Origin of the sequence: Candidatus Nitrosotalea okcheonensis (genome assembly GCF_900177045.1) — an archaeon.
In the GTDB taxonomy this organism is placed as follows: Archaea; Thermoproteota; Nitrososphaeria; order Nitrososphaerales; family Nitrosopumilaceae; genus Nitrosotalea; species Nitrosotalea okcheonensis.
Map to the genome: position 1 here is coordinate 138256 of NZ_LT841358.1, position 26063 is coordinate 164318.

Annotated in this window: 34 protein-coding genes and 1 riboswitch; of the genes, 20 read left to right on the plus strand and 14 right to left on the minus strand. The window is 37.0% G+C overall.

The window, feature by feature from the left end; genetic code table 11:
* Positions 1-50 precede the first annotated feature (50 nt).
* Positions 51-155: a universal stress protein gene (locus tag BQ3481_RS11685; protein ID WP_231911889.1), complete on the plus strand. Its 105-nt coding sequence runs from the start codon at positions 51-53 to the stop codon at positions 153-155.
* A gap of 93 nt (positions 156-248) precedes the next feature.
* Here the strand turns inward: BQ3481_RS11685 and BQ3481_RS00855 are convergent, their stop codons facing one another.
* The gene (locus tag BQ3481_RS00855) at positions 249-857 is read right to left on the minus strand and encodes a hypothetical protein (RefSeq protein ID WP_157926528.1); all 609 of its coding nucleotides are present in this window, start codon (positions 855-857) and stop codon (positions 249-251) included.
* 115 nt (positions 858-972) lie between these two features.
* On the opposite strand from BQ3481_RS00855, the gene BQ3481_RS00860 reads away from it, so the two are divergent.
* The gene (locus tag BQ3481_RS00860; RefSeq protein ID WP_157926529.1) at positions 973-1548 is read left to right on the plus strand and encodes a hypothetical protein; all 576 of its coding nucleotides are present in this window, start codon (positions 973-975) and stop codon (positions 1546-1548) included.
* A gap of 404 nt (positions 1549-1952) precedes the next feature.
* Here the strand turns inward: BQ3481_RS00860 and BQ3481_RS00865 are convergent, their stop codons facing one another.
* Positions 1953-2105 carry a hypothetical protein gene (locus BQ3481_RS00865; protein ID WP_157926530.1) on the minus strand — a complete coding sequence of 51 codons (153 nt, stop codon included), beginning with the start codon at positions 2103-2105 and terminating at the stop codon, positions 1953-1955.
* A gap of 273 nt (positions 2106-2378) precedes the next feature.
* Here BQ3481_RS00865 and BQ3481_RS00870 point away from each other — a divergent pair, with 273 nt between their 5' ends.
* A complete protein-coding gene (locus BQ3481_RS00870) occupies positions 2379-2612 on the plus strand; it encodes a hypothetical protein (RefSeq protein ID WP_157926531.1) in 234 nt (77 codons plus the stop codon).
* A gap of 358 nt (positions 2613-2970) precedes the next feature.
* Here BQ3481_RS00870 and BQ3481_RS00875 read toward each other — a convergent pair whose 3' ends face one another.
* Complete coding sequence (locus tag BQ3481_RS00875) at positions 2971-3201, minus strand: hypothetical protein (protein ID WP_157926532.1); 231 nt, start codon at positions 3199-3201, stop codon at positions 2971-2973.
* A gap of 123 nt (positions 3202-3324) precedes the next feature.
* On the opposite strand from BQ3481_RS00875, the gene BQ3481_RS00880 reads away from it, so the two are divergent.
* Positions 3325-3609, plus strand: a complete 285-nt coding sequence (locus BQ3481_RS00880) for a hypothetical protein (RefSeq protein WP_157926533.1) — start codon at positions 3325-3327, stop codon at positions 3607-3609.
* Between the two features lie 430 nt (positions 3610-4039).
* Positions 4040-4210: a hypothetical protein gene (locus BQ3481_RS00885; protein ID WP_157926534.1), complete on the plus strand. Its 171-nt coding sequence runs from the start codon at positions 4040-4042 to the stop codon at positions 4208-4210.
* Positions 4211-4510: 300 nt separating this feature from the next.
* On the opposite strand, the gene BQ3481_RS00890 is transcribed toward BQ3481_RS00885, so the two are convergent.
* Both BQ3481_RS00890 and BQ3481_RS00895 read right to left on the minus strand, forming a co-directional pair.
* Complete coding sequence (locus BQ3481_RS00890) at positions 4511-4804, minus strand: hypothetical protein (protein WP_157926535.1); 294 nt, start codon at positions 4802-4804, stop codon at positions 4511-4513.
* A gap of 177 nt (positions 4805-4981) precedes the next feature.
* Positions 4982-5269, minus strand: a complete 288-nt coding sequence (locus BQ3481_RS00895; protein WP_157926536.1) for a GIY-YIG nuclease family protein — start codon at positions 5267-5269, stop codon at positions 4982-4984.
* Positions 5270-5403: 134 nt separating this feature from the next.
* Here BQ3481_RS00895 and BQ3481_RS00900 point away from each other — a divergent pair, with 134 nt between their 5' ends.
* The 4 genes from BQ3481_RS00900 to BQ3481_RS00915 all read left to right on the plus strand — a co-directional run bounded on the left by BQ3481_RS00900 (position 5404) and on the right by BQ3481_RS00915 (position 7869).
* Positions 5404-5604, plus strand: a complete 201-nt coding sequence (locus BQ3481_RS00900; protein ID WP_157926537.1) for a hypothetical protein — start codon at positions 5404-5406, stop codon at positions 5602-5604.
* A 251-nt stretch (positions 5605-5855) separates the two neighbouring features.
* Positions 5856-5934, plus strand: a riboswitch (Fluoride riboswitch).
* 20 nt (positions 5935-5954) lie between these two features.
* Positions 5955-7124 (plus strand): hypothetical protein, encoded by a 1170-nt coding sequence (locus BQ3481_RS00905; protein WP_157926538.1) that lies wholly within the window; start codon positions 5955-5957, stop codon positions 7122-7124.
* A gap of 47 nt (positions 7125-7171) precedes the next feature.
* On the plus strand, positions 7172-7558 hold the full coding sequence (gene crcB, locus BQ3481_RS00910; RefSeq protein WP_157926539.1) for a fluoride efflux transporter CrcB: 387 nt from the start codon (positions 7172-7174) through the stop codon (positions 7556-7558).
* Entirely contained in the window at positions 7555-7869 is a 315-nt protein-coding gene (locus BQ3481_RS00915) for a DUF190 domain-containing protein (protein ID WP_157926540.1), read from the plus strand. The genes crcB and BQ3481_RS00915 overlap by 4 nt, the downstream gene beginning before the upstream one ends.
* 310 nt (positions 7870-8179) lie before the next feature.
* On the opposite strand, the gene BQ3481_RS00920 is transcribed toward BQ3481_RS00915, so the two are convergent.
* A complete protein-coding gene (locus BQ3481_RS00920; protein WP_157926541.1) occupies positions 8180-8983 on the minus strand; it encodes a class I SAM-dependent methyltransferase in 804 nt (267 codons plus the stop codon).
* Between the two features lie 246 nt (positions 8984-9229).
* On the opposite strand from BQ3481_RS00920, the gene BQ3481_RS00925 reads away from it, so the two are divergent.
* From BQ3481_RS00925 to BQ3481_RS00930, 3 genes are all read left to right on the plus strand, one after another.
* Positions 9230-9529 (plus strand): hypothetical protein, encoded by a 300-nt coding sequence (locus BQ3481_RS00925; RefSeq protein ID WP_157926542.1) that lies wholly within the window; start codon positions 9230-9232, stop codon positions 9527-9529.
* A 38-nt stretch (positions 9530-9567) separates the two neighbouring features.
* Positions 9568-9708 carry a hypothetical protein gene (locus tag BQ3481_RS11575; protein WP_173848059.1) on the plus strand — a complete coding sequence of 47 codons (141 nt, stop codon included), beginning with the start codon at positions 9568-9570 and terminating at the stop codon, positions 9706-9708.
* A 201-nt stretch (positions 9709-9909) separates the two neighbouring features.
* Positions 9910-11358, plus strand: coding sequence for an MFS transporter (locus BQ3481_RS00930; protein ID WP_157926543.1), 1449 nt, complete (start codon positions 9910-9912; stop codon positions 11356-11358).
* Between the two features lie 12 nt (positions 11359-11370).
* Here BQ3481_RS00930 and BQ3481_RS00935 read toward each other — a convergent pair whose 3' ends face one another.
* Entirely contained in the window at positions 11371-11619 is a 249-nt protein-coding gene (locus BQ3481_RS00935) for a hypothetical protein (RefSeq protein ID WP_157926544.1), read from the minus strand.
* A gap of 155 nt (positions 11620-11774) precedes the next feature.
* Here BQ3481_RS00935 and BQ3481_RS00940 point away from each other — a divergent pair, with 155 nt between their 5' ends.
* Positions 11775-12560, plus strand: a complete 786-nt coding sequence (locus tag BQ3481_RS00940; protein ID WP_157926545.1) for a DUF72 domain-containing protein — start codon at positions 11775-11777, stop codon at positions 12558-12560.
* Between the two features lie 18 nt (positions 12561-12578).
* Here the strand turns inward: BQ3481_RS00940 and BQ3481_RS00945 are convergent, their stop codons facing one another.
* A complete protein-coding gene (locus BQ3481_RS00945; RefSeq protein ID WP_157926546.1) occupies positions 12579-12926 on the minus strand; it encodes a hypothetical protein in 348 nt (115 codons plus the stop codon).
* Positions 12927-13511: 585 nt separating this feature from the next.
* On the minus strand, positions 13512-14078 hold the full coding sequence (locus tag BQ3481_RS00950; protein ID WP_157926547.1) for a hypothetical protein: 567 nt from the start codon (positions 14076-14078) through the stop codon (positions 13512-13514).
* A 243-nt stretch (positions 14079-14321) separates the two neighbouring features.
* Between BQ3481_RS00950 and BQ3481_RS00955 the strand changes: the two genes are divergently transcribed.
* Together BQ3481_RS00955 and BQ3481_RS00960 are read left to right on the plus strand one after the other, a co-directional pair.
* Complete coding sequence (locus BQ3481_RS00955; protein WP_157926548.1) at positions 14322-15344, plus strand: hypothetical protein; 1023 nt, start codon at positions 14322-14324, stop codon at positions 15342-15344.
* A 206-nt stretch (positions 15345-15550) separates the two neighbouring features.
* Positions 15551-15883 carry a winged helix-turn-helix domain-containing protein gene (locus BQ3481_RS00960; RefSeq protein ID WP_157926549.1) on the plus strand — a complete coding sequence of 111 codons (333 nt, stop codon included), beginning with the start codon at positions 15551-15553 and terminating at the stop codon, positions 15881-15883.
* Between the two features lie 185 nt (positions 15884-16068).
* Here BQ3481_RS00960 and BQ3481_RS00965 read toward each other — a convergent pair whose 3' ends face one another.
* The 3 genes from BQ3481_RS00965 to BQ3481_RS00975 are packed head-to-tail and all read right to left on the minus strand — an operon-like array spanning position 16069 to position 18735.
* A complete protein-coding gene (locus tag BQ3481_RS00965) occupies positions 16069-17073 on the minus strand; it encodes a zinc ribbon domain-containing protein (protein WP_157926550.1) in 1005 nt (334 codons plus the stop codon).
* Between the two features lie 10 nt (positions 17074-17083).
* The gene (locus tag BQ3481_RS00970) at positions 17084-18160 is read right to left on the minus strand and encodes an SPFH domain-containing protein (protein ID WP_157926551.1); all 1077 of its coding nucleotides are present in this window, start codon (positions 18158-18160) and stop codon (positions 17084-17086) included.
* A 32-nt stretch (positions 18161-18192) separates the two neighbouring features.
* Entirely contained in the window at positions 18193-18735 is a 543-nt protein-coding gene (locus tag BQ3481_RS00975; RefSeq protein WP_157926552.1) for a hypothetical protein, read from the minus strand.
* Positions 18736-18880: 145 nt separating this feature from the next.
* On the opposite strand from BQ3481_RS00975, the gene BQ3481_RS00980 reads away from it, so the two are divergent.
* Together BQ3481_RS00980 and BQ3481_RS00985 are read left to right on the plus strand one after the other, a co-directional pair.
* Entirely contained in the window at positions 18881-20824 is a 1944-nt protein-coding gene (locus tag BQ3481_RS00980; RefSeq protein ID WP_157926553.1) for a DUF192 domain-containing protein, read from the plus strand.
* Positions 20825-20865: 41 nt separating this feature from the next.
* Positions 20866-21168: a hypothetical protein gene (locus BQ3481_RS00985; RefSeq protein WP_157926554.1), complete on the plus strand. Its 303-nt coding sequence runs from the start codon at positions 20866-20868 to the stop codon at positions 21166-21168.
* On the opposite strand, the gene BQ3481_RS00990 is transcribed toward BQ3481_RS00985, so the two are convergent.
* Together BQ3481_RS00990 and BQ3481_RS00995 are read right to left on the minus strand one after the other, a co-directional pair.
* A complete protein-coding gene (locus BQ3481_RS00990; RefSeq protein WP_157926555.1) occupies positions 21165-22136 on the minus strand; it encodes a matrixin family metalloprotease in 972 nt (323 codons plus the stop codon). The genes BQ3481_RS00985 and BQ3481_RS00990 overlap by 4 nt on opposite strands.
* Positions 22137-22556: a response regulator gene (locus BQ3481_RS00995; RefSeq protein ID WP_231911817.1), complete on the minus strand. Its 420-nt coding sequence runs from the start codon at positions 22554-22556 to the stop codon at positions 22137-22139.
* Positions 22557-22766: 210 nt separating this feature from the next.
* On the opposite strand from BQ3481_RS00995, the gene BQ3481_RS11935 reads away from it, so the two are divergent.
* The 3 genes from BQ3481_RS11935 to BQ3481_RS01010 all read left to right on the plus strand — a co-directional run bounded on the left by BQ3481_RS11935 (position 22767) and on the right by BQ3481_RS01010 (position 26033).
* Complete coding sequence (locus BQ3481_RS11935) at positions 22767-23114, plus strand: J domain-containing protein (protein WP_157928416.1); 348 nt, start codon at positions 22767-22769, stop codon at positions 23112-23114.
* Positions 23115-23332: 218 nt separating this feature from the next.
* Positions 23333-23854 carry a hypothetical protein gene (locus tag BQ3481_RS01005; protein ID WP_157926556.1) on the plus strand — a complete coding sequence of 174 codons (522 nt, stop codon included), beginning with the start codon at positions 23333-23335 and terminating at the stop codon, positions 23852-23854.
* Between the two features lie 121 nt (positions 23855-23975).
* The gene (locus BQ3481_RS01010) at positions 23976-26033 is read left to right on the plus strand and encodes a PAS domain-containing protein (protein WP_162287722.1); all 2058 of its coding nucleotides are present in this window, start codon (positions 23976-23978) and stop codon (positions 26031-26033) included.
* Positions 26034-26063 lie beyond the last annotated feature (30 nt).

Here is a 26063-nt window from a genome sequence, read left to right on the forward strand (position 1 = left end):
CTTGTCCACCATATCCGAAACCGCCTTTCATGTGGTTGTGTCCCATCATGATGGGCAGCCAAGGATTAAGAGGCATTGAAAAAATCAAGGTTCTCGGTAGTGTTAGCAGGCATGTTCTAGAGAATTCATTTTGTCCAGTAATGGTAGTACACTAGAATCACGATTCTGTTATGATGTGTAACATCACAGCATGAATGTAAACACATTTTTTACTCATAAAAAAATGCATACGTTCTAGCCATGCATAGTTATCGCTGTTGAGACTTTTTCATCATGGTGAATTTGACCCATACCAAGACTGTCGCAAATGCTGCTGCTGCTGCAATTATGATATATTGAAAAATAGGACCAAATTCTGTTGATACTGGAATATTGAAAATATATGTTACAACATTGTTGTTTTTGTCAATATTGTACAAATCTACTCTTAATACATAATTTCCTGATTTTGTAAAGGTATAGCTGGTATTCCATGAACTTCCATCGTGATACTGCGGCAGAAACTCATGCATGAGCACATCATTGTGATATACTCTTACTCCCATTGTAAAGTGGTTAACACCCATCTCTGCATAATTCAATTTATCACGATAATAACCTTGGTTGTAATTGTATACTTTGAATTGGATGTGGACCGTTTGACCTATTGTGGGAGAAAATGTGTCTGTTGCGACAACCACTTCATAATTTCCTATTGCCTCAGAATCTGAATTTAGTGCATCGGGTTGCCAATTCATGGCTCCAAAAATACCTTCGCCCGACATACCTAGAATTGGTAACTTGGCACTTGCATCATGAGATGCAAAAATGATCAAAATACAAAAACATACTGATAAAATTAATCGTATTTTTTTCATTTGTTACATCAAACATGGATTCCTTAAAAATCATATACATGTTTTCCTTGATCCTACACGCACGCAAAAAATCATTATAATGCATTATAAGTCTAGATTATTCTAAAACTATTGAATGAAAATAAATTCAAAATCTAGTTTTTTCAGAGTCATAAAAATGATATTGCTTTGCAGTATTGTATTTGTTCCCAGTTTTCCATCATATGGGCATCTTTATGGACTTAACTATCAAGATTGGACAAACCAAAATGATAATATTCGCATGCAATTTGACATTGTTCCGCCTACTCCTACTACAGGTAGTGTTTCTACCATGATCTTTAGTGTTCAAGATCTAAAAACTGGTGAGCATATCAAGATCTTTAATGAAACTATAACAATATTGAGTCCAGAAACCAGTCAAACTTCAAACGGTATAGTGCATAAATTTGAGACTAGGACAATACACGGAGGAGATTTTTCAGAGAACTATACCTTTCCAAGCGGTGGAACTTATTACATATGGTTACGAGTTGATGCTCCAACTGTTATAAACGCAGCAAAATTTACAGTTTTTGTTTCATCACCACAATTTCAATTTCTCAATATGGGGCTAATTCTATTGCCTGCAATGATTGTAGTTGTAATATTTGCATCCGTATTAATAGTCACGGCACATTATGTTTATAAAAAAAATAAAAGAAATAGATAGGGACAATCACTTTCATATCATTGCTACTTCATAATTGTTTTTTTTGGTTTGATTGAACTATCTTTCCACATTTCATGATATCTTCACTTGCATTGCCTGCTTTTTTAGCCAAAAAATGAGAATCTCAAAGACTTGTGATCATGTAAAAAATATCAGATTCAAGTGCGGTTGTTCTGAGGGATTGATCCCTAGAACTTCCGCTTGTAGAGAATCTGCAATATTAATTGTATATGTGAATAGAAAAGACTATGTTTGTTTATTGTAAAATAACTACTCTGAGAATGATGGAAAGTATGTTTGAATTAAACATACTGTTGGATATATCCATCTGATGTGAAAACATTGTAAGTAGAAACCGTGGAATGACAAAACCATGTAGAGAGGTGAATCTGCATCCACGGTCTCTATATGTCATCCACAGTAGAGTTCTCAAGCCAAGACTTGAATGATGAATCATAATGTGCGACTGTTATGAAATTTTGTATATGAATTCCTGTGGGAGTTGGTTTTCTAGTGATCAACCTCCTAGATTTTTTTTTAAGCGTCTCTCTATTCATTACTGATTTCCTTAGTAAAGAGAAAATCTTAGGTTCTCTACCAAGTCATGAGAAATTAGAATATTCCAACTTGAAAAGATTCGAATACTTGTCAAATTATGTTGGTTATATAATTTCCACGAGTAGGTGTACCTTACAGAGCCCAATCATTGTTTTGGGAACAGATCCTCCAATCTTACATCGTGTCTAGTAAAATCCTGTATGGCCAGATTGCAGGTCTATTCTGTCTCTTTTTGAACATGAATCAAATACTGGTAAACCACACTTTTAACCATGGGTATCAGAACTGTTTCTGACTATGTGAAATTCTACGTGGGCTTGAATATGCAAGATAGTATCAGCCTCTCAAGTTTTGCATATAATGAAAAACTGGTACTAAAAAATAAAATGGAAACTGGAAAATTAAAGAATACACTTATCTTACAAAGTCTTAGTCTTCTGGAAGAATTACTGGGTGAAATACGCAATATTGGAGAACAGGCTGTTATAGAGAAATATACTAAATGATTTCACAAGTTTTGATACTGTTTTGACAATTGTAGGAAAAATTTTTGAGTCTTGTTGGCTGTAACTCGATGAAAACTGCATATACTAAAATTTTTTGATCTAATCTTATATCTTTGAATCACCATTATATCATATGGAACAAGAATTTTGTCATCTATGCAAAGAAGGTGGGAAACAATGTGTCAAGGTTGACACAAAACAGAAAGTATACATGGAAATGTATCATGTAACATGCTCAAAATGTGGAAGACAACTTGTGTCATAAATTATTTTTTTAATTTTTTAAAAAATGCATGTACAAGGCAACAAAATTGCACAAGCGATGCTGGTATATTGCATTCTGTTCTTGGTTGTTGTTTTAGACTGATCTGAAGATTAGTGCTATGAATCCTATTAGCACGCCTGCCCATATCATACCTGCACTTTCCCAAAATGCTAGTTGATTGGAGCCTCCAGCGTATCCACCGCTTTGTGGATTGATCACAAATATCGTCACAAGGCAGCTTGCCAATAGCAGCGCTACTCCTATGGGAAGATACTCATCATGTCGTTTTCCTGCTCTCTTATACGAATCTGTCTGTGTAGACATGGGGTATAATACGTGATTCTGGGATATACGGATATTGTTTCTAGGATGAATCGCTAGGCACTCAAATGTAACATTTATGAATAAAAACGTGTAACTAGAAGAGTTCAGAAGCTGAAATCAAATTTGTGGCCACCAAATACAAAATCAATAAAAATTCGAATCTTGGTTCTTGTAGCATTGTCTGTATCATTTATGCCAGTCTCATATTTTTGGTATGGCACATTAGCCAGTCTTGATTGCAAGGAATCTACTCAAAACCACATCGTGGTTGATATAAACTACAAAAAGAATGAATGTGTGTCTAAAACTGGTTTACACTGGACTGTGTTCTATGGTCTTAATGCTGTGATATATGGTGTGCCACTGGTAACATTACTCATAAAACCAAAAAGAAACAGATCTCTCTGAAATTCTTGAGAGGAGGCTTTCTGTGTAATGCTGAGAAGAAACAGGAGAAAACTATCACAAATATCCTTTCTCCAATTTCTTGATATCAAAAAACGAATCCATGTCTGAACATTGATCACTTTTAACTCTGGGCAATTGAATTAAAAAAAAGCAACTCTATGCTTATTTGTAAACAATAAACATAGAGGGAGCGATAATGTTGTTTAGCCGATTAAGTTGGGCTAGGGCCTGTAATCGCTCGGGAGTAATCTCTGACACTTGATTTTCGTGTATGACGTAATCAGTTTTAAAGATTAAATCCAAATTATTCTAGTGATTGATCAATTATAATTTAACAACTTTTGATGATGAATCTGGCGATATCTATGATACCTATAGTGTCTATGGTAAATAGATATTGCTAAATTACTGATTTAATCTTAGATTGACTGTGAACAAGAAAGAAGCAATGGATAAATCAATCCAACTCTGCCAGGAACGAATCAATCAGGTAGATGCAAAGCTTAAAGATCAAAGTCTTAGTAATCTACAAAGAACCATGTATGAATCTGAAAAGACTATTGCTACTGAAGAACTGGCAAAAATACAGGCTGCAAAATAGTCTAAAACACAATTTCTTACATTCTGGATAGTATTGATTGTCATGCCTGAAGGTCATGGCAATGTTGGATTCCATCAAATGTCGTTATCATCACGTGGTTTACGGCACACACAATCTCAATGAAAATAACCGATTAACCTAGTATGAGACAAAAACTAAAACGATCACCTTTTTATTTTATCAAGTGTATAACTGGGTGGGTAGCAACCAACGGAATGAATCACTGACGCGCCTATGCCGGATCAGTGAAAAGGTAGTCTGAGGATTACCGGATAATTCCTATTGTATTGCTATCCAGTCTTACTCCATTCTTTTGTAAATTGACTTGAAATCTTCTGCAATCAGATATGCGGTATTCTCAATATGTGTCATTTCAGTCATATTTGACTTGCCTCTTGCAATTTGTCTTATGAGCGTCATACATTTGTGAATCTGGTTGTGATCAAGAGAATTTTCACCAGACATTACATTAAAACAATCAACAAAATCCAGACAAAAATTCAAGACTATTAATTCCCAGTTATTTGTGTTGATTGGATATCCTATACCTTGGGCAAATATGCGAAATTCATTACTTCTATCAATGAGGAGCATTTTTAGGGCTTGATGCGATTTCTTTAAATCATATTTATCCAGAGCGCTTGAACCTTGCACTATATACATACGTGGAAATTGTATTTTAAGTGGATCTAAGATTGTCTAGTTGGTAAAACAAGTCTCAATTTGGATTCGAACTGTTATATTGATGTTCATATGGTATAGACGTTTATTTTATTTTGATTTATTACATTTTGGCAGTCTTCCGTGCTCGTACTGGAATGCTGTTAACTGTTTCTCTTCTTCAGCCTCTGGGAACAAGGTTTCATGGTAGCAAAATGAGACTGTACCCTTGATACATACATCTGTTGAATTCATGTGTTCTTCCAGTCTTTCGTGTATGTTGTTGCTTGCACCAATGTATGTCGTTTCATGTTCTGAGCCAAGAAAATAGACTCCTGCTTTGATTGGTACCTTGCCTATGTTTTCTTTGTTAAATGGCATCCAGTCAGAATATGACATGACATGTTATTTCATATCTGACATTTAACGGATGAGGTCAACGGTTTGTAACAACAAGTTGATATCTGAATTATTTTACATTTGACGGGAAATATCTATCACCCTTAATAGTGTGGGCGACCATATATTATGTCATGAATATCTACGATAAAAAATCCGTCCATTGTTCCAAATGTGACAGGTTCATAGGCGAGATTGACTATGATGCTGTGGTAGTTCTGCCAAAATGCGGCAAGTGTGCAAATCCGATGCCGGAAGGAGACGACAAGATACAGTACATTGTAAGCAAGTTTAACAAAAACCCCAAAAATCTGATAGATTCAACTACTGCCTAAATTCTTTAGAGGGATCCATTACTTTCTAATATTATCTCCATTGTGAAATTTCTCTAAATCGCTTTCTCCAGTCTTGATGTAACTAGATGTATCCATTATGATACACTGCCCGCATCACATGATAGGAAATGTCAAATTTAAAATCCTTGAAGAATGAAAGGATGCATTTTGTTATCCGAGTCTTACTTGTTTCTCAAATTGAATAATGAACGCAGTAATTATGATAAAACTTAAAAACACCATGTGCTACATCTAAAAGAGGCTATGACATTAGCCTTGGAATAAACTCCTAAACTGCCCAAGAATGGCGCTGATAATGTCTACCTAATGGCAATTAAATAGGTAGACAAATGAACACAAAAAAACAAAAATTGGGTCGGTACAAAAATCTGACATATTTACTAATACTTGCAATTGTCATAGTTACAGGATTCATATCTCCTGCCAATGCAGTAGATTTTGTTGCACAACTTAGTACTACATCACATACCGCAAAACCGACATTTCAATTTGAAAGAACATACGTGATTGATTATTCACAAGGTGGAGAAATCAAGAACATGCTAAATGGTAAAAATATTACCATGACATTTCATGTTAACCCATCTGATCCAATGAAAACATCTCTTATCAGGAATCTTGATTCTGAAATTATTGGAAACCTTAAGAGTGCTTCAAATATTACGGATGTAGACATTACATATGAAGCGACACTGTATCCAAGTGACAGTCAAGCACGTATAGATTACAAGATAATATTTGTTCCAACAATATCAAACTATGTGTTAAGGCCCGCAACTAGTGATAGTGCTGCCATACTTGATACTCAGTGGAGAGGATTGACAGTACAAGATCCTGTGTTGATTAATATTCCAAATTATGGACCGTTTGACATAAACTCGCCTATCGATTTTATCAAAAAACAGCTTCCAGATCTTTATGACAAACTGAAAGGGTCAAATGCGGAAAACCTATTTGAGATTCCATTGATGTCGTCAAATGATCTAATGAGTGATCCTATATCAAAATGGCAACACTTGTTTGATCCTGCATATACAATTGTTGATTCAAGTAATCTTGGATATCGTGGACAAAAAGTAGTTGTCTCTACATACGCAACTGGTGAGAGCAACATAAGTGAGGGAACCATGTATCCAATTGTCAAAAATTCAGATTTAAAATCAGATGTTGATTATCCAGTAAGCTATACTGAGAGAGCAAGCTCTGCTAGTATACAAATTGATGGCTATGTGGCAGTGACAAACATAGGCGGTATTGAATACTTTGGTGCTAGCCCTCAACCACCGCAAGGTAGTGGAATATCGTCTACAGGAAACTATTCTGCACAAGTGATCTATTCTATGACGGCATTTGCCGTTGTAATAGCTGTAGGCATATTTTGGTGGAGCAGCCGAGTGTCAAAGAGTGCAATGAAAAGAGGAAAAGATACAAGCCCGCCTCCAACATTCCAATATGAAACTCGAAAACATTGGGCAGACAGATTTGAGAATGACAAATGATTTACAATACCACATGCTTATAACAATCAAGAAAAATGATCATACCAATGAAAGGAATTGAAATAATATTTCTGGCAGCAGGTGGACTGGCTGGAGTTTTTCTACGGTATGGTGTGACGAAATCGCCGTTATTGATTGGCGCATTGCCTGTCAATGTCTTGATTGTAAACGTTGTTGGTAGTTTCATACTTGGTTCATTTGCAATGCTTTCACAACAATGGAACCTGGATGAAAAATATACTTTGCTGATTGCAGTGGGGTTCTGTGGGGGGCTTACCACAATGTCTTCTTTTGCCTTAGAATCTGTTAATCTAATGGATGCCAAACAGTATTCACTGGTGATAATCGCTGTAATTGCAAATGTTGGCTTGTCACTTGGTGCAATCTTTGGAGGGAGAGCCTTGACAAGCGTAATACTTGGAGGGTTGAGATGAGAACAATGAAGATGTGGTCGCTTGTAATTAGAATAAAAAAGAACGACACCGTAAAGGGAAAACGTGTCCAGTCTCTGGTACTTGAGATACTGAAAAAAGGATCAATATCTGGTGCGACCATATGGACTGGCATGGGAGGATATGGTAAAAGAGGTGATTCTAATACCCATATCGAAGGCATATCGATAAACATGCCCCTTGTTATCGAGGTCATTGACGATTTACAAAAACTCGAAAAAGTATTACCTGAAATCAAAGGCTTGGTAGATGATAATGGCTTGATTACTCTGCATGAAGTTGGGGTTGTTTAGAGTTTGATGTTGTATACCTGAAATAATCTTTATTTTCTCGTCCTGTATATAGTTGCCAGTCATGTGACTAGAACTCATATGAAATGCTAAAATTGTTCCTTAAAGCCACCCTAATTTGGGAATACTCGTGCCAATTTATTATTGTCTTGACTGTAAAAAAGTCATTTTTAGTAAGAGCCTCGACTATGGTCCTATTTGTCCCACGTGTAAACAAAAAAGAAAAACATAATCCAAGTGAACCAAGGTACCTAAGAGGACATGAATTGACCAGGAATAGTTTTGACAAGATTTAAAATAATCTGTCAGAATTTTACTGTCTGTTTTTTATCACAAGAAGCGTATTATGATCTTTCCATGCTATCTTGTCTAGGTCATCATAATGGTTCAAAATGTTTTGGACAAACTTGTGCAATGCTTCCTTGAACTCTTGCTTTTTGTAAAACTTGAATGTTGAATAGTGATGATTTTTTACCTGTTCGACTAGTTTTTCCAGTGGATATACTCGATGGTGTTCAAAGAATTTGATAGAATCGATGTTCAGGTTCTTATCCTCTTCCAATGCCGACTTTAGCTCATCTAATTCGTATAACCTGTCTTCTTTTTTATTAAATGAGGGAAAATGCATTCCCCAAATAGTCTTGGCGTTTTGGTCTCGCAATCTGGTATACACAAACAACCTGCCATTGTTTTTGAGTACCCGTGAAGACTCTCTTAAAAAATCTGGAAGTGAAAAATGATGCACTGCATTAAATGACATGACGCAGTCAAGCGAGTCTGTCTTTAGTGGTATATTGTGCGAGTCGCTTCGAATTGGAGTAAAATTTGTGCTGCCATTTTTTATAAAATATTCTCGTAGGTACCTTAACATCTCTCTGTTGTTGTCAAGGCAGAAAAGATGGCATTTTTCACCAAGATGCTGCACAAACTTGAGGCTATATCTGCCTGTCCCACATCCAATGTCTGCGGCATGTATCTTTGGAAGGCCTTGCAACTTGTTTGTGATAAACAATATGGGACCCAAATCTGTTGTTCGTAGATCACGATACTGGGGAGCAATGTGAAGAAAGTGGTCATACATTTTATTTAGAACCATTTTTTTACCGAATGAGCTCATTAGTTATTTACAATTTCATGATTTTAAAGTGTTGTCCAAAAGAAATAAAAACTATAAAATTCGAAAAAAAAATAAACATAATCTTATTGTAGAATGAAATATACGTTATTTTCATGGAATGTCACAAGTGCGGCTCGCCAATGGACAAGTCTATAAAAGAATCCAAAACTGTTTACACATGTTTTTGCTGCAACAACAAAATAGAGGGTGAAACTAGTTAAATCAAAGATTGTCTGTATCAATACCGTGAAGTTTGACGAGTTTTGGGGTATGATGGTGGTAGATCTTGCAGAGCCCAAACAGTTTACAACCCAGACCAAGTCATTTTCTGCCAAGTATTCTGGTGGCAGGATAATGGTAACAACAAACGATTCCTTGTGGCCAATTGATAGGTCTACCATGAAACAGATATGGACAAAAGCATTGTCTATACATGAAAAAATGAGGTTTATTCATACAAACTATTCACATGAGAACATTCGTACGTCATCGTACATCATTTCGTTAATGAAGCATTATGTGGCTGATGAATCTACGATGGAATGATCTCTTGATAGATATAGTGGAAAACAATTGATGGTATCATGGAAGAAAAAAAGAAGATGAAATCAAACACTGAAGAGGAGTACAACAGGGTATTGGCCACAGAAGATCCCACTATAATATCCGAAGAAGAAAAAGAGAGATTGGCAAAAGAGGCAATAAAGAAATTCAAGTCATTGTAAATCTAGGGTAGATTGTAGCATGCTCTTACAAGCAGATGTGTTTTGCACTTGGACCGTAGAAGGTTGAGAAAAATCGCTCTTAAAAAACATAAAACCGCAATCTGGCATAACACTTGGCAACGATCTTTTTACTTGACATGCACTCAATTGATAACAATACTGTTATTTTCTGACTTGTGAAAGCAAAAGGGATGATGATTAATGGATGACAATGACAAACCAGACAGCCATGTTACTACAATATCTACTTCTGCATGGATGTCACTTGCGATAATCAGCAGCCTTGCTCTAGTTACAATGTATGGCGAAACAATGGTATTGCCAGCAATTCCTAATTTTATAAAAGATTTTGGTATTTCATACAGCACATCATCTTGGATCCTGTCCTCATATCTTATTGCCGGTGCGGTGATGACGCCAATTGCAGGCAAACTCTCAGACATGTACGGCAAAAAAAAGATTTTGCTTGTTGTGATGATGATATATGCTGTAGGAATCCTGGGAGGCGGGTTTGCAAATTCATTCTATTTTATGATATTTGCAAGAGTCGCACAAGGTATTGGAATTTCCATGTTCCCGATAGCATTTGGCATTGTGCGTGATATTTTCCCAAAAGAAAAGCTTGCAATTGCACAAGGGATATTCACCTCGACATTTTTTGGGGGCTCTGTGGTTGGACTAATTGTCGGTGCTAGAATCATCTCAAATTATGGATGGCACGCAACATTTTTTTCTGTATTTCCAATTGCCATAATGCTCGCAGTGATAATGTCAAAATTTATTTGTATTCCAAAAATAGATCCTGGGAAATATCATGGTCTTGACATCAAAGGTGCAATCGCACTTTCTGTTACGGTGATTTTATTTCTGATGGGCGTATCATATCTTGAAGAAATAGCAATTGGAAACATGAATTCTCTTGTCTTTTTTGCAGGATCTACAGCATCTGTGATCGTATTTATTGCTCTGGAAAAAAGGACGCCTCACCCATTAATTGATCTCAATATTCTTGCAAACAAAATACTCCTGCCAACTAATGTGATATTGATGATTGTAGGCATATCTACATTCATGGTATATCAGACCATTCCTATATTGATACAGAGTCCAAAACCATTAGGCTTTGGAGGAGATGCAATATCAACAGCAAATGTCCAGCTTCCCTTCATGATAATATCGCTAACAGTTTCTGCAGCATCAGGCTTTATAGTATCAAAGGTTGGAAATTTCAGGCTTACTGCACTTGGAACCATTGTGTGCACAATAGGATTTTTTGGGTTAGTGGCATTTCACTCTACTGAATTTATGATATCTTTAGCACTTGGTATAATATCTGTAGGATTATCGTTTGCATTTGTAGGCGGATTTAATATAATCTTGGTATCATCTCCGCCAAAAGTTGAAGGGATATCGCTTGGCATGTCTGTATTACTTATTCTTGTAGGACAATCACTTGGACCATCAGTTGCAGGTATGTTTCAGCAGATGTATAGTCAAACAATTCCTAATGTATCAGGCGTGTTTCCATCGGCACTGTCTTACATGCAAATATTTTCTAGTGCTGGAATAATATCTATAATTTCAGTTGCACTTGTTGTTGTTCTACGAAACAAAGTAAAAACACTGACAAGCTGCAATTCAAAAATTTAGGAAAAATGGATTTTATGAGTGATAATTGCTACCCAAATATGCTCCACTGTCCATAGCATTCTGTGGTATGATGTTGTACGTACTATTGCATCCTGTCTGAAATGAATAGCAATTTGTTGTACTAGCGGGTGCTCTTGATGCATCACTTGTTCCAGTATATGTGCCTGGAGTACTCCATCCTGATGCTGATAGCATGCCAACAGATATGACAATTGCACCACATACACTTGCAGCAAGTATGATTAGGAATATTTTTACCATGATATACATTGGTTTTTTTTCATTTAACTCTTACCTAACAATGTTCATGAATGATGTCATGTGTAAACTCTGTAATCCCTGACTGGTTCAACAAACATTTGTTGGTCAAAAGAAACCGACATATCTTCATATCTTCCAGTTTTTTTGATGGTGTGATGGACATTCAAATTGGATGTACAGGCTGGAGCTATCAAGGTTGGATTGGGTCATTTTATCCAAAGGCTGTGGCAAGCTCCGATTATCTAAAATATTATTCAAAGACATTTGGTATCACCGAAATAAATTCAACATTCTACAATATTCCGTCCCAGTCCACAACAAAAAAATGGTTCTCTGAAACGCCTGATGATTTTATCTTTACTGCCAAGATGCCAAAACAAATAACACACGATGCACGACTCAAGCCTGGGCCAATTTTGGACCAATTTCTAAACACTATCCGAAATCTTGATCATAAAATGAAAATTCTTGTAATACAACTTCCACCATCGTTGTCATTTGCAGAAGCAAGGATAAACCTTGAAAAAATGTTAAAGCATCTTCCAAATGGTTATCGTTACGCAGTGGAAGGCAGACACCATTCGTGGTTTACAGACGAGTCATACAAATTTCTCTCAGGAAATAATGTTTGTCTTGTATGGAATGAAGTACAGGGCGTGATAAATCCATGTAATGTGACAACAGACTTTGTATATGTCCGGCTGATTGGAGACAGGACAATTCCTGAACGCTTGTTTGGGACCATTCAAAAAGATAGAGTCACATCTATAAAAAAATGGGCAGAAAAACTAGATGATGTAAAAAACAAGATATCGTTTGCGGTGATAATGGCAAACAATCATTTTGAAGGATTCTCACCTGTTACTGCAAACAAGCTACGGCTTGCAATGGGACTGGATGAAATTACATGGTATGGTAAGAACCAGGAAAAATTATTTTAATTCTAGCTCAAAATACTGTCATAGCCTGTCATATATGACATTGAAATCCTTGGCTATTCTGTATGCCATGTTCTGAATTTTGGCCATCTGTGTAATATTTGATCTTCCATGCCCGATTTGGTTCATTATTGTCATACACTTGTGTACCATGTGATGGTCTTCGTGATTGCTCCTGTTTGACCACATTTTAAAACAATCGTTGAACTCTAGACAGAATTTCAGGATAAACCCTTCCCAGTTGTTGTGTCTTGTCGAGTATTCTATGGCACTTGCAAGTTCATGAAATTCATTACTTCTGTCAATCAAAAGCATGTCAAGGGATCTTTTTGTCCTAGCATTGTCTTGGAAATCTTGAATGGATGTCATAATGTATAATGTGACTTGAAAATATTAAGCACTAGGAATATACTGCAATCAAGTGCAACCATGATTCTGATGGAATACTCTTGAATCTTGTCTTTTTCAGAACTAAAAATCAGAAATGTTACGATCAAAATGATGTAACCCTGAAAACACCATTCAGAATTGCATGAATCATACTTATCTTTAGGTGTCAACATCATTGAAAATAACAGGTTTGGATCCACAAGAATGAAAAGGCCAAAAGCCTATTGTACCAACAACTATGGAAAAGAACACACGCCATTTTCTTTCATTTTTTTTATCTGACACTATTTCAATAAACATCAGACCATAAAATGTGTATCCTGTTGGATTGTTACAAGGCGTCATGTGCTTGTAACAGACTGGTTTCCAAGTCAGTTTATTATTGTTGTAAGGAGAATTCCAGTCCATAAAATTCATTTATTCTAAAAAAGTAAATCAAGACAAGGGAATCACGTCCCTTTCATTAGTGGCATATTCCATGCAGGTCTAAATCTTGTTTCTTGACTAGTGGGTAAAACATGTTGCCCGTTATTTATGATTACATCTTGTCTGTATGGCGAAAATTTACCATCCGCGTTGGATTAGAATCTGCATGACTTGGGGATCTACACAGGCTGGTGATCCGTCATCTGCTTTCATGATCAAGGTAAAACCCTGCTTGCATGTAACATCTTTTGGACTAACTCCTGATTTGACTTGCTCAAGTGGAGGCAATCTACTGAATGTACTATTGGTTGACATGTAAGTACTTGATGATGGGCTCATGTTTCCAAGACCTGTCATGTTGTCTTGACCTACGATATTTACATTATCTGTCATGTTGTCTGGACTTGCCATGTTTCCAAGACTTGTCATGTTGTCAATTGATGGGATTGTGTTACTGTAGTTCTGATTCATGCTGCTTGCATCTGGGATACCATCCATGGGGTTTGTAATTGCAGTTGGATCTGTAGAATTGTCCTCAGGAATTGGACCAGTACTTGTGATGGTGAAGTTGCCTTCGGGAATTGGACCTGCATTAGGGTCACCAGGAATTTGAGCAAATGCATTAAATTTTAATTGTGAATCAAATACAAGATAAGATGAAATCAAAATTACTGAAATCCCAAAAAGCAATATAGCGGATGTCATTTTTTCATTCACTCTAGTATGCAATACCTCTGTGTCACCATTAGTCGGATAATTAAGAATTGCTTATGATTAATACTATGAAAACTATGTGAGACATATTGTGCTGCATGTGATGATAACAAGTAGCAGACCGTACAATATGTGTTTGATAAAGATTTCTTCTCAGTTCCACTGTACTTTGTTAGTTTACAAAGTTCCGTAATGCCTTATATCCACATGCTATAACACTTGGCAAGAAACAACATGAATACCACAAAAACAACCAAGGTAATCAAATCGAATCTGACAAAAAAAGCGACAGCATTTACAGTAGCAGCTGTACTGTTTGTCTCAATTTTTGGAGGTAATTTGATGACTTTGCAGGCGATGGCAGACACCGGCAATGGTAAAAATACTAATGCTGGCGTAAATGCCAATGTAGGAACTAGTGAAAAGCAAACTGCAAGACAAACACTAAGGCAAACATTGCAAACTGATGCAACAACATACCGTCAGGCAGTGCAAACAGCATCTCTTGCATACAGACAAACCGTCCATGCTGCACAACTTGCTCACTCTCAAGCAGTACGGGATGCAAATATTGCATATGATCAGGCTGCACAACAAGCACGAGCTGCATACAATACTGCAGTCAGAGGTGCACATGGAAGTGTAACAGTGATTGGTCCTGCTATGGCAACAAGAGACCAAGCAATTGCAACAGCTCAGAATGCAAGAATAACTGCAACTGTGTCAGCAGACGTTACTCGTGACAAGGCAGTAGATAATGCATTGTCAGCATACCAGAACTCTGTCTATGGTGCACTTGCAACACGTGATGGTGCAGACGGGACGGCACAGAGTACATTCTATACCGCAATTGGTAACTCTACTCTTGCAACGCGTTCACAGACAATAGGTCAAGCACATGTCACTGCAGATAATTCTATTCTACAAGCTAGACAGACAAGAATAACAGCAGTGGAAACTGCTGATGTAACAAGAGACCAAGCAATTGGATCTGCGCAGACTGCATACATTACTGCAGAAAGCACAGCACATGTTACACTTGACAATGCTTACACAAAAGATAGTAAGGCTTGGAATACTGGCTTGCAGTCATACTGGAATTCTGTAGCTCCAATGGCTCAAACACGAGATAGCGCAATTGCCACAGCAAATTCAAGCCATGTAACTGCAGTTGGCAATGCTGATGCTACAAGAGATCAAGCAATCGATCAAGCATATGCCACAATGTACGGTTCAATCGCGGCAGCTTATTCCTAATCTGCCATCCATCTTTTTTTATTTTTAATCATGAGTCATTAAAAGAAAATGTTTTTTCTAAATTATTTCTCATGCATCTCTGACATTGTCTATGTGTGAAACACTGATTTTTCCCTGTAATGTCATATCACTAGATGTGATCCTGTGTTTGATTGTATTACAGTGTATACGTACCGACTTTAATAATCTAAAAAAAGTTAGATAATATGCAAATTTTATCTTCCATTGGAACCAAATCAGAAACAAACGAGGATGTGATTTTACGAACTCTGTTGGATGGGCATTGCAGGGCCATTTTGGGCGTGACAACTGGGAACCCCTCTACTGCTTCTGCTATTTCGTTGGCTTGTAACATGCCCCTGAGTACCGTCTACAGGAGATTGAAAACACTCCGGGCTCTCAAATTCCTGCATGTATCTTGTACTTTGAGGCCTGATGGTAAAAAATTACTGTTGTTTCAAAATAGGCTTGTAGGCATTGACATATCTTGGAATGATGCCAAACTGCAAATTAGTACCAATTTTTCAAGTGTAATGTAATCTCTTTTTGTTGGCTGTATTTGCAGTGTCTACAAACACCGTTATTGCAGGGATGGGAAAACCAGAGAAGATTTACAGGTATCGTTATACTGGATTGTCATTGTATGCCAAGACTAATTTTGCAGACAAACTTTATTTTAAACTCTGCATGACTCGGACCATTTTTTAGATATTTCTTTGAAATGTTATAACCCTATGCTGTTGATGGCATTTCCAGAATTTGCGTCAATTATCAGGATTATCTTTTTGCCTTTATGGTCATATTGGGCAAACCATATTGGTACGTGTAATAATTCTCCTTCTGATACATCTTCTTGCGTTTCCATCTGGCGAATCATGTGATATTTGGAATGAACTTTCTGTGATTGTATTTGGTCTACAATAATTTTTGCTTGGTTTTTTGCAGTATCCTCATTGATGTCGCCATTTAAGATCTTGACTGACTTGGGAATATTTTTCGAATCGAAATCTACTCTGCTGTCTAGTGTAAACTCATATCCATGTGGTTGGTATGCTGTCAATGATTTTACTGAAATTACGGGACAGTTGTAATTCTCATCTACTGTATATGATTTTGTGGCATTGCCGCCCCCGCCCATCATTCCACCGCCGCCCATCATGGTGCCAAACAACATCCCATCCATCATTCCACCGCCGAAACTTCCTCCTCCACCTTGTCTTGAATTTCCACTCATTGCTCCTCCCATGAGTCCGGCCATTGCAACAGTTGCTGCAATGCTCCCAACTTGGACTGCAATGTCTGTAGCAATAAGATTTGTCTTTGCTGATACTGGAATAATCCAATATGGTACCATGGAAAGTTCAAGATCGTCTAGTTTTGAACTCTCTTGGAGATGTCGATGCAATAGACCCTTGTCCATCATCTGGTGTAGTCTTGCAGTGATCTGGTCCTGGTCAGATATTGTAATCGGCAGCATTGTGTGCTTTGCAATGTTTTTCCATCCCTTGTTTTCAAGACTTATGCTGCTTCCACAATACTCACATGTCACCACCATCTCTCCAAACTTGGGTGTGATTGAGGCATTACAATTTGGGCATTTTATCTCCTTTACTTCTGTACTTGTATCTGATGAACTAACAGGTGTCTCAGGTGCTGTCTGTTTTGTACCACACTTGATACAAAAGACCGCGTTGTCCGGAAGTTGTATACCACATTTTTCACAAAACATTTTCTTTTACCTATCCTGATTTCATCTCATTTCCACAATGAGAGCAGAATTTGGAATCTGTTGCAACTATGGTATTGCATTTTGGACATGTGATTCCTTGAGGTTTTTGCGTTGTTTGCTGTTGAGATGCTCCGCAGTTTGGACAAAAATTATTTGATACTGGCATCATCATAGCACACTTTTGACACTGTTTCATTGGGGGCTGGTACATTCCTTGTCCCATCTGGCCTGCCATTGCGTAACCAATACCCGATCCTGCTCCAAATCCAACTCCAAGGCCTGCCATAGATCCTGCTCCACCTGAAGGATTTTTTGCCGCTTCTGTCATGGCCTGACCTGCTTGGTACTGCATGTAATTTACACCAAGTACTGACATCTCTGACCTTGTATTGATTGCTTTTTGTACCTCTTCTGGAAGGCTGATTGTTAATCCCGATATCTTGTTTATTTCTAATCCATATTGTCCAAAGCTTGAAGGTGCGTTGGCCAGTACAACCTGTTCAATGTTTTGCAAGTTTGATGCCAGGTCGGTAACCTTCATTCCACTTTCTTTCATCTTTCCAATTGCATTGAACAACAAGAGGACAATCTGCTCTTTTAGTCGTGATTCTATTGCATCAGATGTCTGCATTGCAAATGTTCCAACAAACTGGTTCACAAAGTTCTCTGGAGAAGAGATCTTCCATCTGTATTCTCCAAATATTCTTAAATTTACTATGCCAAGAACAGGGTCAACAAACTGATACGGTCCCTGCGAGCCAAACTTGCCATCAATGTATCTATTTTGCAAATAGTATACTTCGGCAGCTTGCTCAACTCCTGTGAAAAACTTCAAGAGTCCGCCTACTATTGGTGCATTAAAGTCTGTCAATGCATATCTATTTGGCTTGTCAAAATATGTTAAAACCTTACCATCTCTGAAAAATACTGCGACCTCGTCCTCTCGGACTACTATGTTATCATTGAGTCTTATTAATCGTGGAACCTTCCACATGATATTGCCCTCCTTGTATTGTGATTCCCATTCTATGGTAGTTGAACCAACTACGCTTCCACCCAAATCTTGATCTTTTTTACGTCCAAACATTTACAGATAATCTCCAATCTTTGTCATTTTTATCACTTTGTAACCAATATGTTTTCAACTGATTCTAATCTCTGTCTCCAAGAATTGTCCAGAGCATCGAGCATGGAATTGATATTGGATGTAATATCTTGTATTGATTTGCCTGAATTATATTCTGATATGGAATTTGAGCATGCTGAAAAAATCTGTTCCGCAGTGTTTACAAAATTAAAATCATACTCATATAACTTGTTAAGAACTCCGCCATCGATTTTTATGTTTGGGGATATCCCTGCAGATCCTTGCTGGGAATGTTGTACAATACCTGATATTTGCTGTATCTGAGATATGGTGTCTCCAACTAGGGTAAGGTTACCAAAATCCCCCTTTGCTGTTATTGCTTTTCGCAGATCCTCCATCTTTGACTTGGACTCGTTTATGTTATCTGATACCTGTTTGCGTAATAACTGATCTGCCGCTCTCAAGTCTTCAAGATTTCGATATTCTCTTAATCCTGGTATCTTTAATTGCAATTTTTTCCATGTACCCCTATTTTCAACTATTTTCTCTCTGAGGTCTGGATTATTTTCTGCCATGTGTCTATTGATCCATGTTACAAACTTAAAGATTCCGAGAACAATGTTACTTTATCAAGCCTGTTACAGCATGGACAATGTAACAACAACATATCTTATGACAATTAAAGTCATATAATACAAAGATACATCCCAATCTCACCACATGAAAAAAACAGTCCTGCCTGTAGTCATATCATTTCTTTTGATCATATCTACAATACCATCATTTGCACAAACAAACTCTACAGTTCAGGATTTTAAAACATTACAGCAGCAAAGAAACCAAGATAGCTCAAATCTATCATATGCAGTATTTTACATAACGGAAAATGACAAATGTTCTGATTCTGAATACAAGAGCTTGAAATTTTATCAGGTAGTTACAGACGAATATCTTTCATTGTACGGTATATCTCATGATCTACAGGGTTCACTCTGCATACCACTCAAGAACTACCAATCGTATTTTTCTGGACTGTCTACATTTACTCTTCCTGTGGTAATATCTGATAATACGGTCGGTCAACAGCTAGTTCAACAGGGATTTTATGGAATGTATAAAATAACCGGCACTGGCATGCAGGCAATCTATGTCTGTTCTTGTGATACCAAGATTGAGAGCTGGGCAGGAGCATGGATCTTGTCTCATGAATTATCACACTTTTCACTACGATATATTGGGGAGCCTGACACAATTGCAGTTTCATGGGTTCATTATATCCAGGCACTAGAAAATGACTGTCAGCGGGGTAATTTTGCCAAAGTTTGTCCGCAATACTCTGCATCAGTAACATCCCCCTCTGGAAACCAAATTCCGGTAATGGTAGTATATGGACAGGGGCCATCAACCAATCTTCCACAAAATGCTCCGCAGAGTGAGGTGGTAACTCTGCCTGAAAACTCTATTGTTCAAACTCAAAACCCGGCATGTCAAACAAACCAGATATGTGCATTGCCTGGAGATTATCTAAAATACCAGATCACGACACCTGATCTAAATCAAACTATACGATTTGATTTTGAAAATCCGACTGACAACAAGAACATTACAATCAAGACAAGTGCAGTACAAAATGGTTTACCTGTCTCTGAATATGATACACTTGATCTGTCAAAAGCATTGTTTACAAGACCAAGCGGTAATGCATCTAATTTCATGTATATGCTACCAACTCCTCTGAGACTAAACAGTGCGTATCATCAACAAGCCGTACAATTTAACAACTATACAAGAGATGTCATGTCCGCACAAAACAACAATCAGACAAACTCTATTCTGGTGCAGATTGATAAAGATACTGGAATATTGATACAGCTTGCAATTTCACATGTTGTAAATGTAAACGGGGCGGTCTCTGTTAGTCAACAATCATACAAACTGATTGATACAAACAAAATTGCTTACTCTAATTATGCAACCGGACAAGTTTTCATTCCATCATGGATAAAAATTGATGCCAAGTTTTGGTCTGATGGTTCGATAACTGATGCACAATTTATTCAAGAAATGCAATATCTAATTGATAATAGAATGATAACTATTCCACAAACTATTCACGCTGATAATCCATCCTCTCAGATTCCTTCATGGATAAAAGACGATGCAAAGTATTGGTCATCAGGTTCTGTATCTGATAATGAATTTGCGGGGGCAATCCAGTATCTTGTCTCAAATGATGTCATATCTATATCCAGTTCTCAAAATGACACTAGTCCAAATTTGACTGGTCTACCAAAGGGCCAAGTCAAGATAGGTAATGTGTTACTTGACGTTGAAATTGCAGATACTCTACAGCGACAGAATAAAGGACTACAATATCACACTCCACTATCATATAGTCAGGGCATGCTTTTTCCATTTGCGCAGCCACAGGTTATATCGATATGGATGAAGGACATGCAATTCCCTATTGATATTATATGGCTTGACAGTTCAGGAAATGTCTTGTATATAGAAAAAAATGCCCCACCATGCATTTCGGATCCTTGCACTATATACGGCCAAAGCTTGATGCATGCACAGTATGTCTTGGAGGTGGCTTCTGGTTTTGTAGACAAGTTTGGGATAACTCAAAACTCACACATGCAGCTACTGACACCTGTTTAATGTCATAAGACTATTAAATTCCGCCAAAGCAACTGTTTGTAATGCCAAATAAAATAATGATAAATCTTGACAAGGCAATGTATAGCGAAGGAGAATATGTCAAGATAAAATTGGACTATGAAACGCTTTCTCCAAAACAAACGATGCATTTGGTTATCTTTGATCCCTCTGAAAAAGAGGTGTTCAGTGAAGATCAATATATGAATTCACAAAAGGGATTGTATTCTAATGTTCTACGATTTGATACAAAACAATGGCGAACTGCAGGGCGATACAAGGTTGCTGCCTGGGATCAAGAGGGAACAAGAAAAGAAGTATTTTTTCAATTCAAAACAAAAGCCTAGACAGACTTTTGTGGTCCACATGCTATATCGCTTAGATCCTTGCCGTCGTATAGATCCTTTATTGCATTCACGTCACAATCTGAGATGAATGGAAAATTTGTCTGGATTATATAATGCATCAAATCGTTCTCATCAGAGGAATGCCCCAGCCCCAATGCATGACCAAATTCATGCCTGACTACTGCACCGAGTCGTTCAGGCGAAAGGTTGTCTACATTATAAATTGTTATTGATGATTTTAGTGTCTCCTGACCATCTGTAATATTCTTAGTGTATCCTGAAAATCCGTCTGGATCTTCCAGGCTGGTAAGAACTATTGTAATGTCACCTTCTCCGGTTGGAGATTCAATTATGTTGAACTTGGTTGGTATGTGAAATACTGTATTTTCATCTTGCGTGCCTTGGAGCGCACCTTGCCATCCTTTGTAATATACTGAAACAGTACCAACTGGTCCCCTATCAAGCAAAGAATTGTCTATCTTTACAGATTCTTCTGAGAGTATTGCATCCTTGATGGCAGATATTTTTTCTTTTGAAACCTTGTCAGCATTTACTATGTTGATGTTAAGAACTTGATTGTTTATGATATGCCAAGGTTTCCATGTGTTAACTGTGTTACTTTTTAGGTTTTGCACCAAGTATTGTGTTTTGAGCGGCGTGTTGTTAGAACTGTAAAATGACTGTAAATCGCTTGGCACATAAGAAATAAAGATGAAGACTGCAAGTCCGAGCGCAATTACTATTGTTACATTTCGTAAAATCTTATTTTTACGTGGTTCACTCAGTAAGCCAGCTAATACTTTCTTGTCTTCGCGAAGCTCTTCAATTATCTTTTTTTTCTCTGAAATATCATGCTCAAGATTTGCCGTATCTGCTTCCAAGTTGTCGACACGTTTCTTGAGTTCTAAATTCATCTCTTTGAGAAGTATCTTTTGGGATGCAAGATCCTCGAATAACTCTTGTTTCATTTATGAAGCCACTCTGATAGTGTATAGTTTATCCAAGGCACGCATTATCTCGTTAATATCATAAGGCTTGTAAATTATTGCAGATGCCCTAAGATCAAGTAATTTCTCATGGGTATCATTTGTCAAGTCGGCTGTTACCATTATAACAAGGGCATCAGGATGAATTTCTCTAATTTTCTCTAATGCGTATAACCCATCACATGTTTCCATCATTACATCTATAAATACAGCATCTGGCTTGAGCCTCTTGTAAATTTCAACTGCCTCTAATCCATCATACCCCTTTCCAATCACTTTGATACCTTTTATCTGCAAAAAATCTGATAGTACTGATACCGTATCCTTGTCATCATCAATTACTATGGCCGTAATGGGATTATCCATGCTGCCGGAATGAGACTGGTAAAAAACTTTCACCATTTATGTATAATATTGAATATATATTAGATGAATTTTGTTTAGTTTGATCAAACTAATTTTCTGTACTCGATGGAAAAACATGCGAAACATTTTGCCATTGTCTTGATTGAAAACTGATATCTTTTACAATTATGATAAGAAAGTGCGATCAATCTTTATTAAAATGGCTAACACAATGATTTGTTGTTGAATATTGAGTAATGCTATGAACTGCTTGGGTTACAACAAGGCGCATCTATACCTGAGATAAAAAATGCATATCGTAAAATGGTTCTAGCGCATCATCCTGACAAAAATATGTCAACCAAAGACGATGTGAAATTCAAGTTGATAACAGCGGCATATCGAACAATACGTACCAAAAATAGAGGTACTGACAACAGTTTTACCTATCAAAAGTCAAAAAATCAATACAATTCCTATCTGAAACCTCTAACATGGACTTTTTACATGCATTTGCTTCATGATGTAGTTATTTATGGCCAAAAAATACTACATATGAGAACAGTTTATCGATATTTTCGTGCCGGCCAATCATTCTTACACGTGGTAAACTGACACAGAAGTATGTTAATATAATTACACCTGGATTTATTGTCTCATCATATGTCAAAATCAAGTCCATTATTCTATGCGTCATACGTGAAGGAGTTGTAGTGGACTTGCTAAAATATTTGGGTCTGCATTAATAGAATGCCCCAGCTGATTCTATCTGGCTGATGTCTACTGCTTGGGCAGAGGTATTTTTAAATAGAAAAGATACCCATAAGTTCTCAATGCGATCTGGTATCAGGAGCATAATACTTGCAATATCTGTCATAACTATGGTTACATTTGTCCTGGGACAGGGTGCTCCTGCATTGGCTCAAACAATTCCAGCAACAGCTAACTTGGTCAAGCGAGACTTTTCTTCTACTAATAATCAACACCTTACTGCAAGTTCTGGTAATCATGCAGTATGTGGAGATCATCTATGTGCGCCTGGTGAATGGACCCAGTTGCAAGACAATCTAAATCAAGCCCAAATTTCATATTTTGCAATAAATTCAACAAAAACAACATCAGTTCCATCAAACTCTACCACAATGCAAATGCCTACCAATTCCACAATGCCTGTTTTGACAAACGCTACGCAAATTCCATCTCCTTATCCAGTACAACCGGCTCCAGTACCAATCCCGGCACCTCCATCAACACCGTCTTATGTCTGCACTGCAGTAAAGATAGCTCTTGGAAATTCAACCATATCGTCTAGTGTGACTGCAAAAGTAATGTCAGACCTTGGTTGCATTAGTTAGATGTTGAATAGTTGAAATGTATCTAATATTTGTAATGTGCTCTTAGTGTGACTAGCTTGTTTTTCTAGAACACACAACAAGTATTCTGGCATGTTTTCATATGTGATGTATGTCCGGTACCATGAGTAAATCTGGGACGAGATCAAAAAAAGATTCTGTACTTGGGTCTGATGAAGAGAAAAAAAGGTTACCGAATTCCGCATCCTGCTATAATGTAAAAAACTCTTCAATATCGCCTCATCTATATGGCCTCTTGGGACAAAATTACCTGGATCTGTATGAGAAAACTCCATGTATGCTACGTTCTACAACAGTTGATGGAATTATTTTTGCATGTAATGAATTTTATGCAAAAAACCTTGGATATCAAAAAAATGAAGTTATAGGAAGCTCCATCTTTGATCATACTGCAGAAAAAAGTATTCAAAAACTATTGGATGAGACTGAATATTGGAAAACCTCTACAACCATATCTGACGTAGAAATTTGGCTAAAAAGAAAAGATAGCTCTACATTTCCAATTCTAATACATGGAACCAATTTATTTGATAAAAATAAAAAGTTGATTGGAAATACATCTGTTTTGGTTGACATGACTGAAATCTATAAAGCACGAGAAATGATGGATTCTCAAGGACAAATAAAAACACAACTTGATGAACTTGAAAAATCAAATGCCCTTATGAAGACAGAGAGAAAATACAGAGACATGTATGAAAATTCTCCGGATCTTTTGTACACTATGAATCTAGAAGGGATAATTTTTGACTGCAACAGCTCTTGTTGTAAATATTTGGGATATACAAAAAAAGAAATGATAGGAAAAACTATCTTTGATTTTGTGGCAATTCAAAGTATTGACGAATATGAAAATTCCTTTCAAGCATGGAAGAATACTGGCAGTGTATCAAATACCAAGACTTGGTTCAAAAGAAAAAATAACTCTGAATTTCTTGGATTGACCAATACTGTCAATCTATATGACATTAACGGGGAATTGACTGGAAGTGACACTACACTGAGGGACATCACTGATTTGTATGAAATAAAAAAAACCGTTGAAGATAATGAGAGGAAACTCAAACAGCAAAACGAAGCACTCAAAATTGCATATGATCATTTGTTGGAGACTGAACAAAAATATCGAATTCTGTATGAAAAATCCCCTGATCTCTTACGCACTATTGATCTGGCCGGGAATATCATTGATTGTAACGATGCCTATTGTATCAGTCTTGGTTATTCACGAGAGGAAATTGTGGGGAAATCAATGTTTGTGCATGTTGCAGAAAGAAGTGTAAGTGACCTCAAGGATGCTATGCTGGAATGGGATAAAACTGGTTCAATAAAGAATAGGGAGATTTGGCTTCAGAGAAAAATAGGAAATATCTTTCCTACGTTACTTATGTCCACGAATCTTTATGATATCAATGGTAATTTGATTGGGCGAATTGGCGCATTAAGAGATATGACTGTAATGTATGATGCTCAAAAAGAAATTGAAGAACACAAAACAAAACGATTGTCTGCAATAGGGGAACTCTCTGCTCGTATAGCACATGATCTTAGAAATCCTCTGTCTGTGGTACATAACACTCTCGAAATAATTAGAATACAAAACCCAGATTTTGAGAAAAACAACCAGCCAAAATTTGACAGAATTGAGCGTGCCATAAAAAGAATGACTCATCAGATAGATGAAGTGATGGAATACGTTGTACCAAATCCATTGAAACTCCAACAACACATTTCTTTGCTTGGCGTGATAAATTCCTCGGTCACAAACGTTGTAACAAAAAATACGGAAATTCATCTACCTCAAAATGATATCAGTATTGAATGTGATCCTGAAAAACTAGAAATTGTGTTTACAAACCTGTTGCTAAATGCGACTCAAGCAATGAATAACCAAGGCAGTATATATCTTCGAATAAAAGACTGTCAAATCAACAATAGCATAAATAATGGTTTTGCAACAATTGAAATCGAAGACACTGGTCCTGGCATTCCAAAGAGTCTACTGAATAAAATATTTGATCCATTGTTTACAACAAGACAGATAGGCACGGGGTTGGGTCTAGTGAGCTGTAAAAGTATTATTGAAAAGCATGGAGGTCGTATTGATATAAAAACCGCGGTTGGTAAGGGTACCATGTTTATCATAAATATTCCAAAATAATTTACTCGTCAATTAATATGTGAAATACAT

Coding starts and splice junctions, on each gene's coding strand:
- BQ3481_RS11685 (WP_231911889.1), top strand. CDS start 51: ATGGGCAGCCAAGGATTAAGAGGCATTGAAAAAATCAAGGTTCTCGGT.
- BQ3481_RS00855 (WP_157926528.1), bottom strand. CDS start 857: ATGAAAAAAATACGATTAATTTTATCAGTATGTTTTTGTATTTTGATC.
- BQ3481_RS00860 (WP_157926529.1), top strand. CDS start 973: ATGAAAATAAATTCAAAATCTAGTTTTTTCAGAGTCATAAAAATGATA.
- BQ3481_RS00865 (WP_157926530.1), bottom strand. CDS start 2,105: ATGAATAGAGAGACGCTTAAAAAAAAATCTAGGAGGTTGATCACTAGA.
- BQ3481_RS00870 (WP_157926531.1), top strand. CDS start 2,379: ATGGGTATCAGAACTGTTTCTGACTATGTGAAATTCTACGTGGGCTTG.
- BQ3481_RS00875 (WP_157926532.1), bottom strand. CDS start 3,201: ATGTCTACACAGACAGATTCGTATAAGAGAGCAGGAAAACGACATGAT.
- BQ3481_RS00890 (WP_157926535.1), bottom strand. CDS start 4,804: ATGCTCCTCATTGATAGAAGTAATGAATTTCGCATATTTGCCCAAGGT.
- BQ3481_RS00895 (WP_157926536.1), bottom strand. CDS start 5,269: ATGTCATATTCTGACTGGATGCCATTTAACAAAGAAAACATAGGCAAG.
- BQ3481_RS00900 (WP_157926537.1), top strand. CDS start 5,404: ATGAATATCTACGATAAAAAATCCGTCCATTGTTCCAAATGTGACAGG.
- BQ3481_RS00905 (WP_157926538.1), top strand. CDS start 5,955: ATGAACACAAAAAAACAAAAATTGGGTCGGTACAAAAATCTGACATAT.
- crcB (WP_157926539.1), top strand. CDS start 7,172: ATGAAAGGAATTGAAATAATATTTCTGGCAGCAGGTGGACTGGCTGGA.
- BQ3481_RS00915 (WP_157926540.1), top strand. CDS start 7,555: ATGAGAACAATGAAGATGTGGTCGCTTGTAATTAGAATAAAAAAGAAC.
- BQ3481_RS00920 (WP_157926541.1), bottom strand. CDS start 8,983: ATGAGCTCATTCGGTAAAAAAATGGTTCTAAATAAAATGTATGACCAC.
- BQ3481_RS11575 (WP_173848059.1), top strand. CDS start 9,568: ATGGAAGAAAAAAAGAAGATGAAATCAAACACTGAAGAGGAGTACAAC.
- BQ3481_RS00930 (WP_157926543.1), top strand. CDS start 9,910: ATGGATGACAATGACAAACCAGACAGCCATGTTACTACAATATCTACT.
- BQ3481_RS00935 (WP_157926544.1), bottom strand. CDS start 11,619: ATGGTAAAAATATTCCTAATCATACTTGCTGCAAGTGTATGTGGTGCA.
- BQ3481_RS00940 (WP_157926545.1), top strand. CDS start 11,775: ATGGACATTCAAATTGGATGTACAGGCTGGAGCTATCAAGGTTGGATT.
- BQ3481_RS00945 (WP_157926546.1), bottom strand. CDS start 12,926: ATGACATCCATTCAAGATTTCCAAGACAATGCTAGGACAAAAAGATCC.
- BQ3481_RS00950 (WP_157926547.1), bottom strand. CDS start 14,078: ATGACATCCGCTATATTGCTTTTTGGGATTTCAGTAATTTTGATTTCA.
- BQ3481_RS00955 (WP_157926548.1), top strand. CDS start 14,322: ATGAATACCACAAAAACAACCAAGGTAATCAAATCGAATCTGACAAAA.
- BQ3481_RS00960 (WP_157926549.1), top strand. CDS start 15,551: ATGCAAATTTTATCTTCCATTGGAACCAAATCAGAAACAAACGAGGAT.
- BQ3481_RS00965 (WP_157926550.1), bottom strand. CDS start 17,073: ATGTTTTGTGAAAAATGTGGTATACAACTTCCGGACAACGCGGTCTTT.
- BQ3481_RS00970 (WP_157926551.1), bottom strand. CDS start 18,160: ATGTTTGGACGTAAAAAAGATCAAGATTTGGGTGGAAGCGTAGTTGGT.
- BQ3481_RS00975 (WP_157926552.1), bottom strand. CDS start 18,735: ATGGCAGAAAATAATCCAGACCTCAGAGAGAAAATAGTTGAAAATAGG.
- BQ3481_RS00980 (WP_157926553.1), top strand. CDS start 18,881: ATGAAAAAAACAGTCCTGCCTGTAGTCATATCATTTCTTTTGATCATA.
- BQ3481_RS00985 (WP_157926554.1), top strand. CDS start 20,866: ATGCCAAATAAAATAATGATAAATCTTGACAAGGCAATGTATAGCGAA.
- BQ3481_RS00990 (WP_157926555.1), bottom strand. CDS start 22,136: ATGAAACAAGAGTTATTCGAGGATCTTGCATCCCAAAAGATACTTCTC.
- BQ3481_RS00995 (WP_231911817.1), bottom strand. CDS start 22,556: ATGGTGAAAGTTTTTTACCAGTCTCATTCCGGCAGCATGGATAATCCC.
- BQ3481_RS01005 (WP_157926556.1), top strand. CDS start 23,333: ATGCGATCTGGTATCAGGAGCATAATACTTGCAATATCTGTCATAACT.
- BQ3481_RS01010 (WP_162287722.1), top strand. CDS start 23,976: ATGAGTAAATCTGGGACGAGATCAAAAAAAGATTCTGTACTTGGGTCT.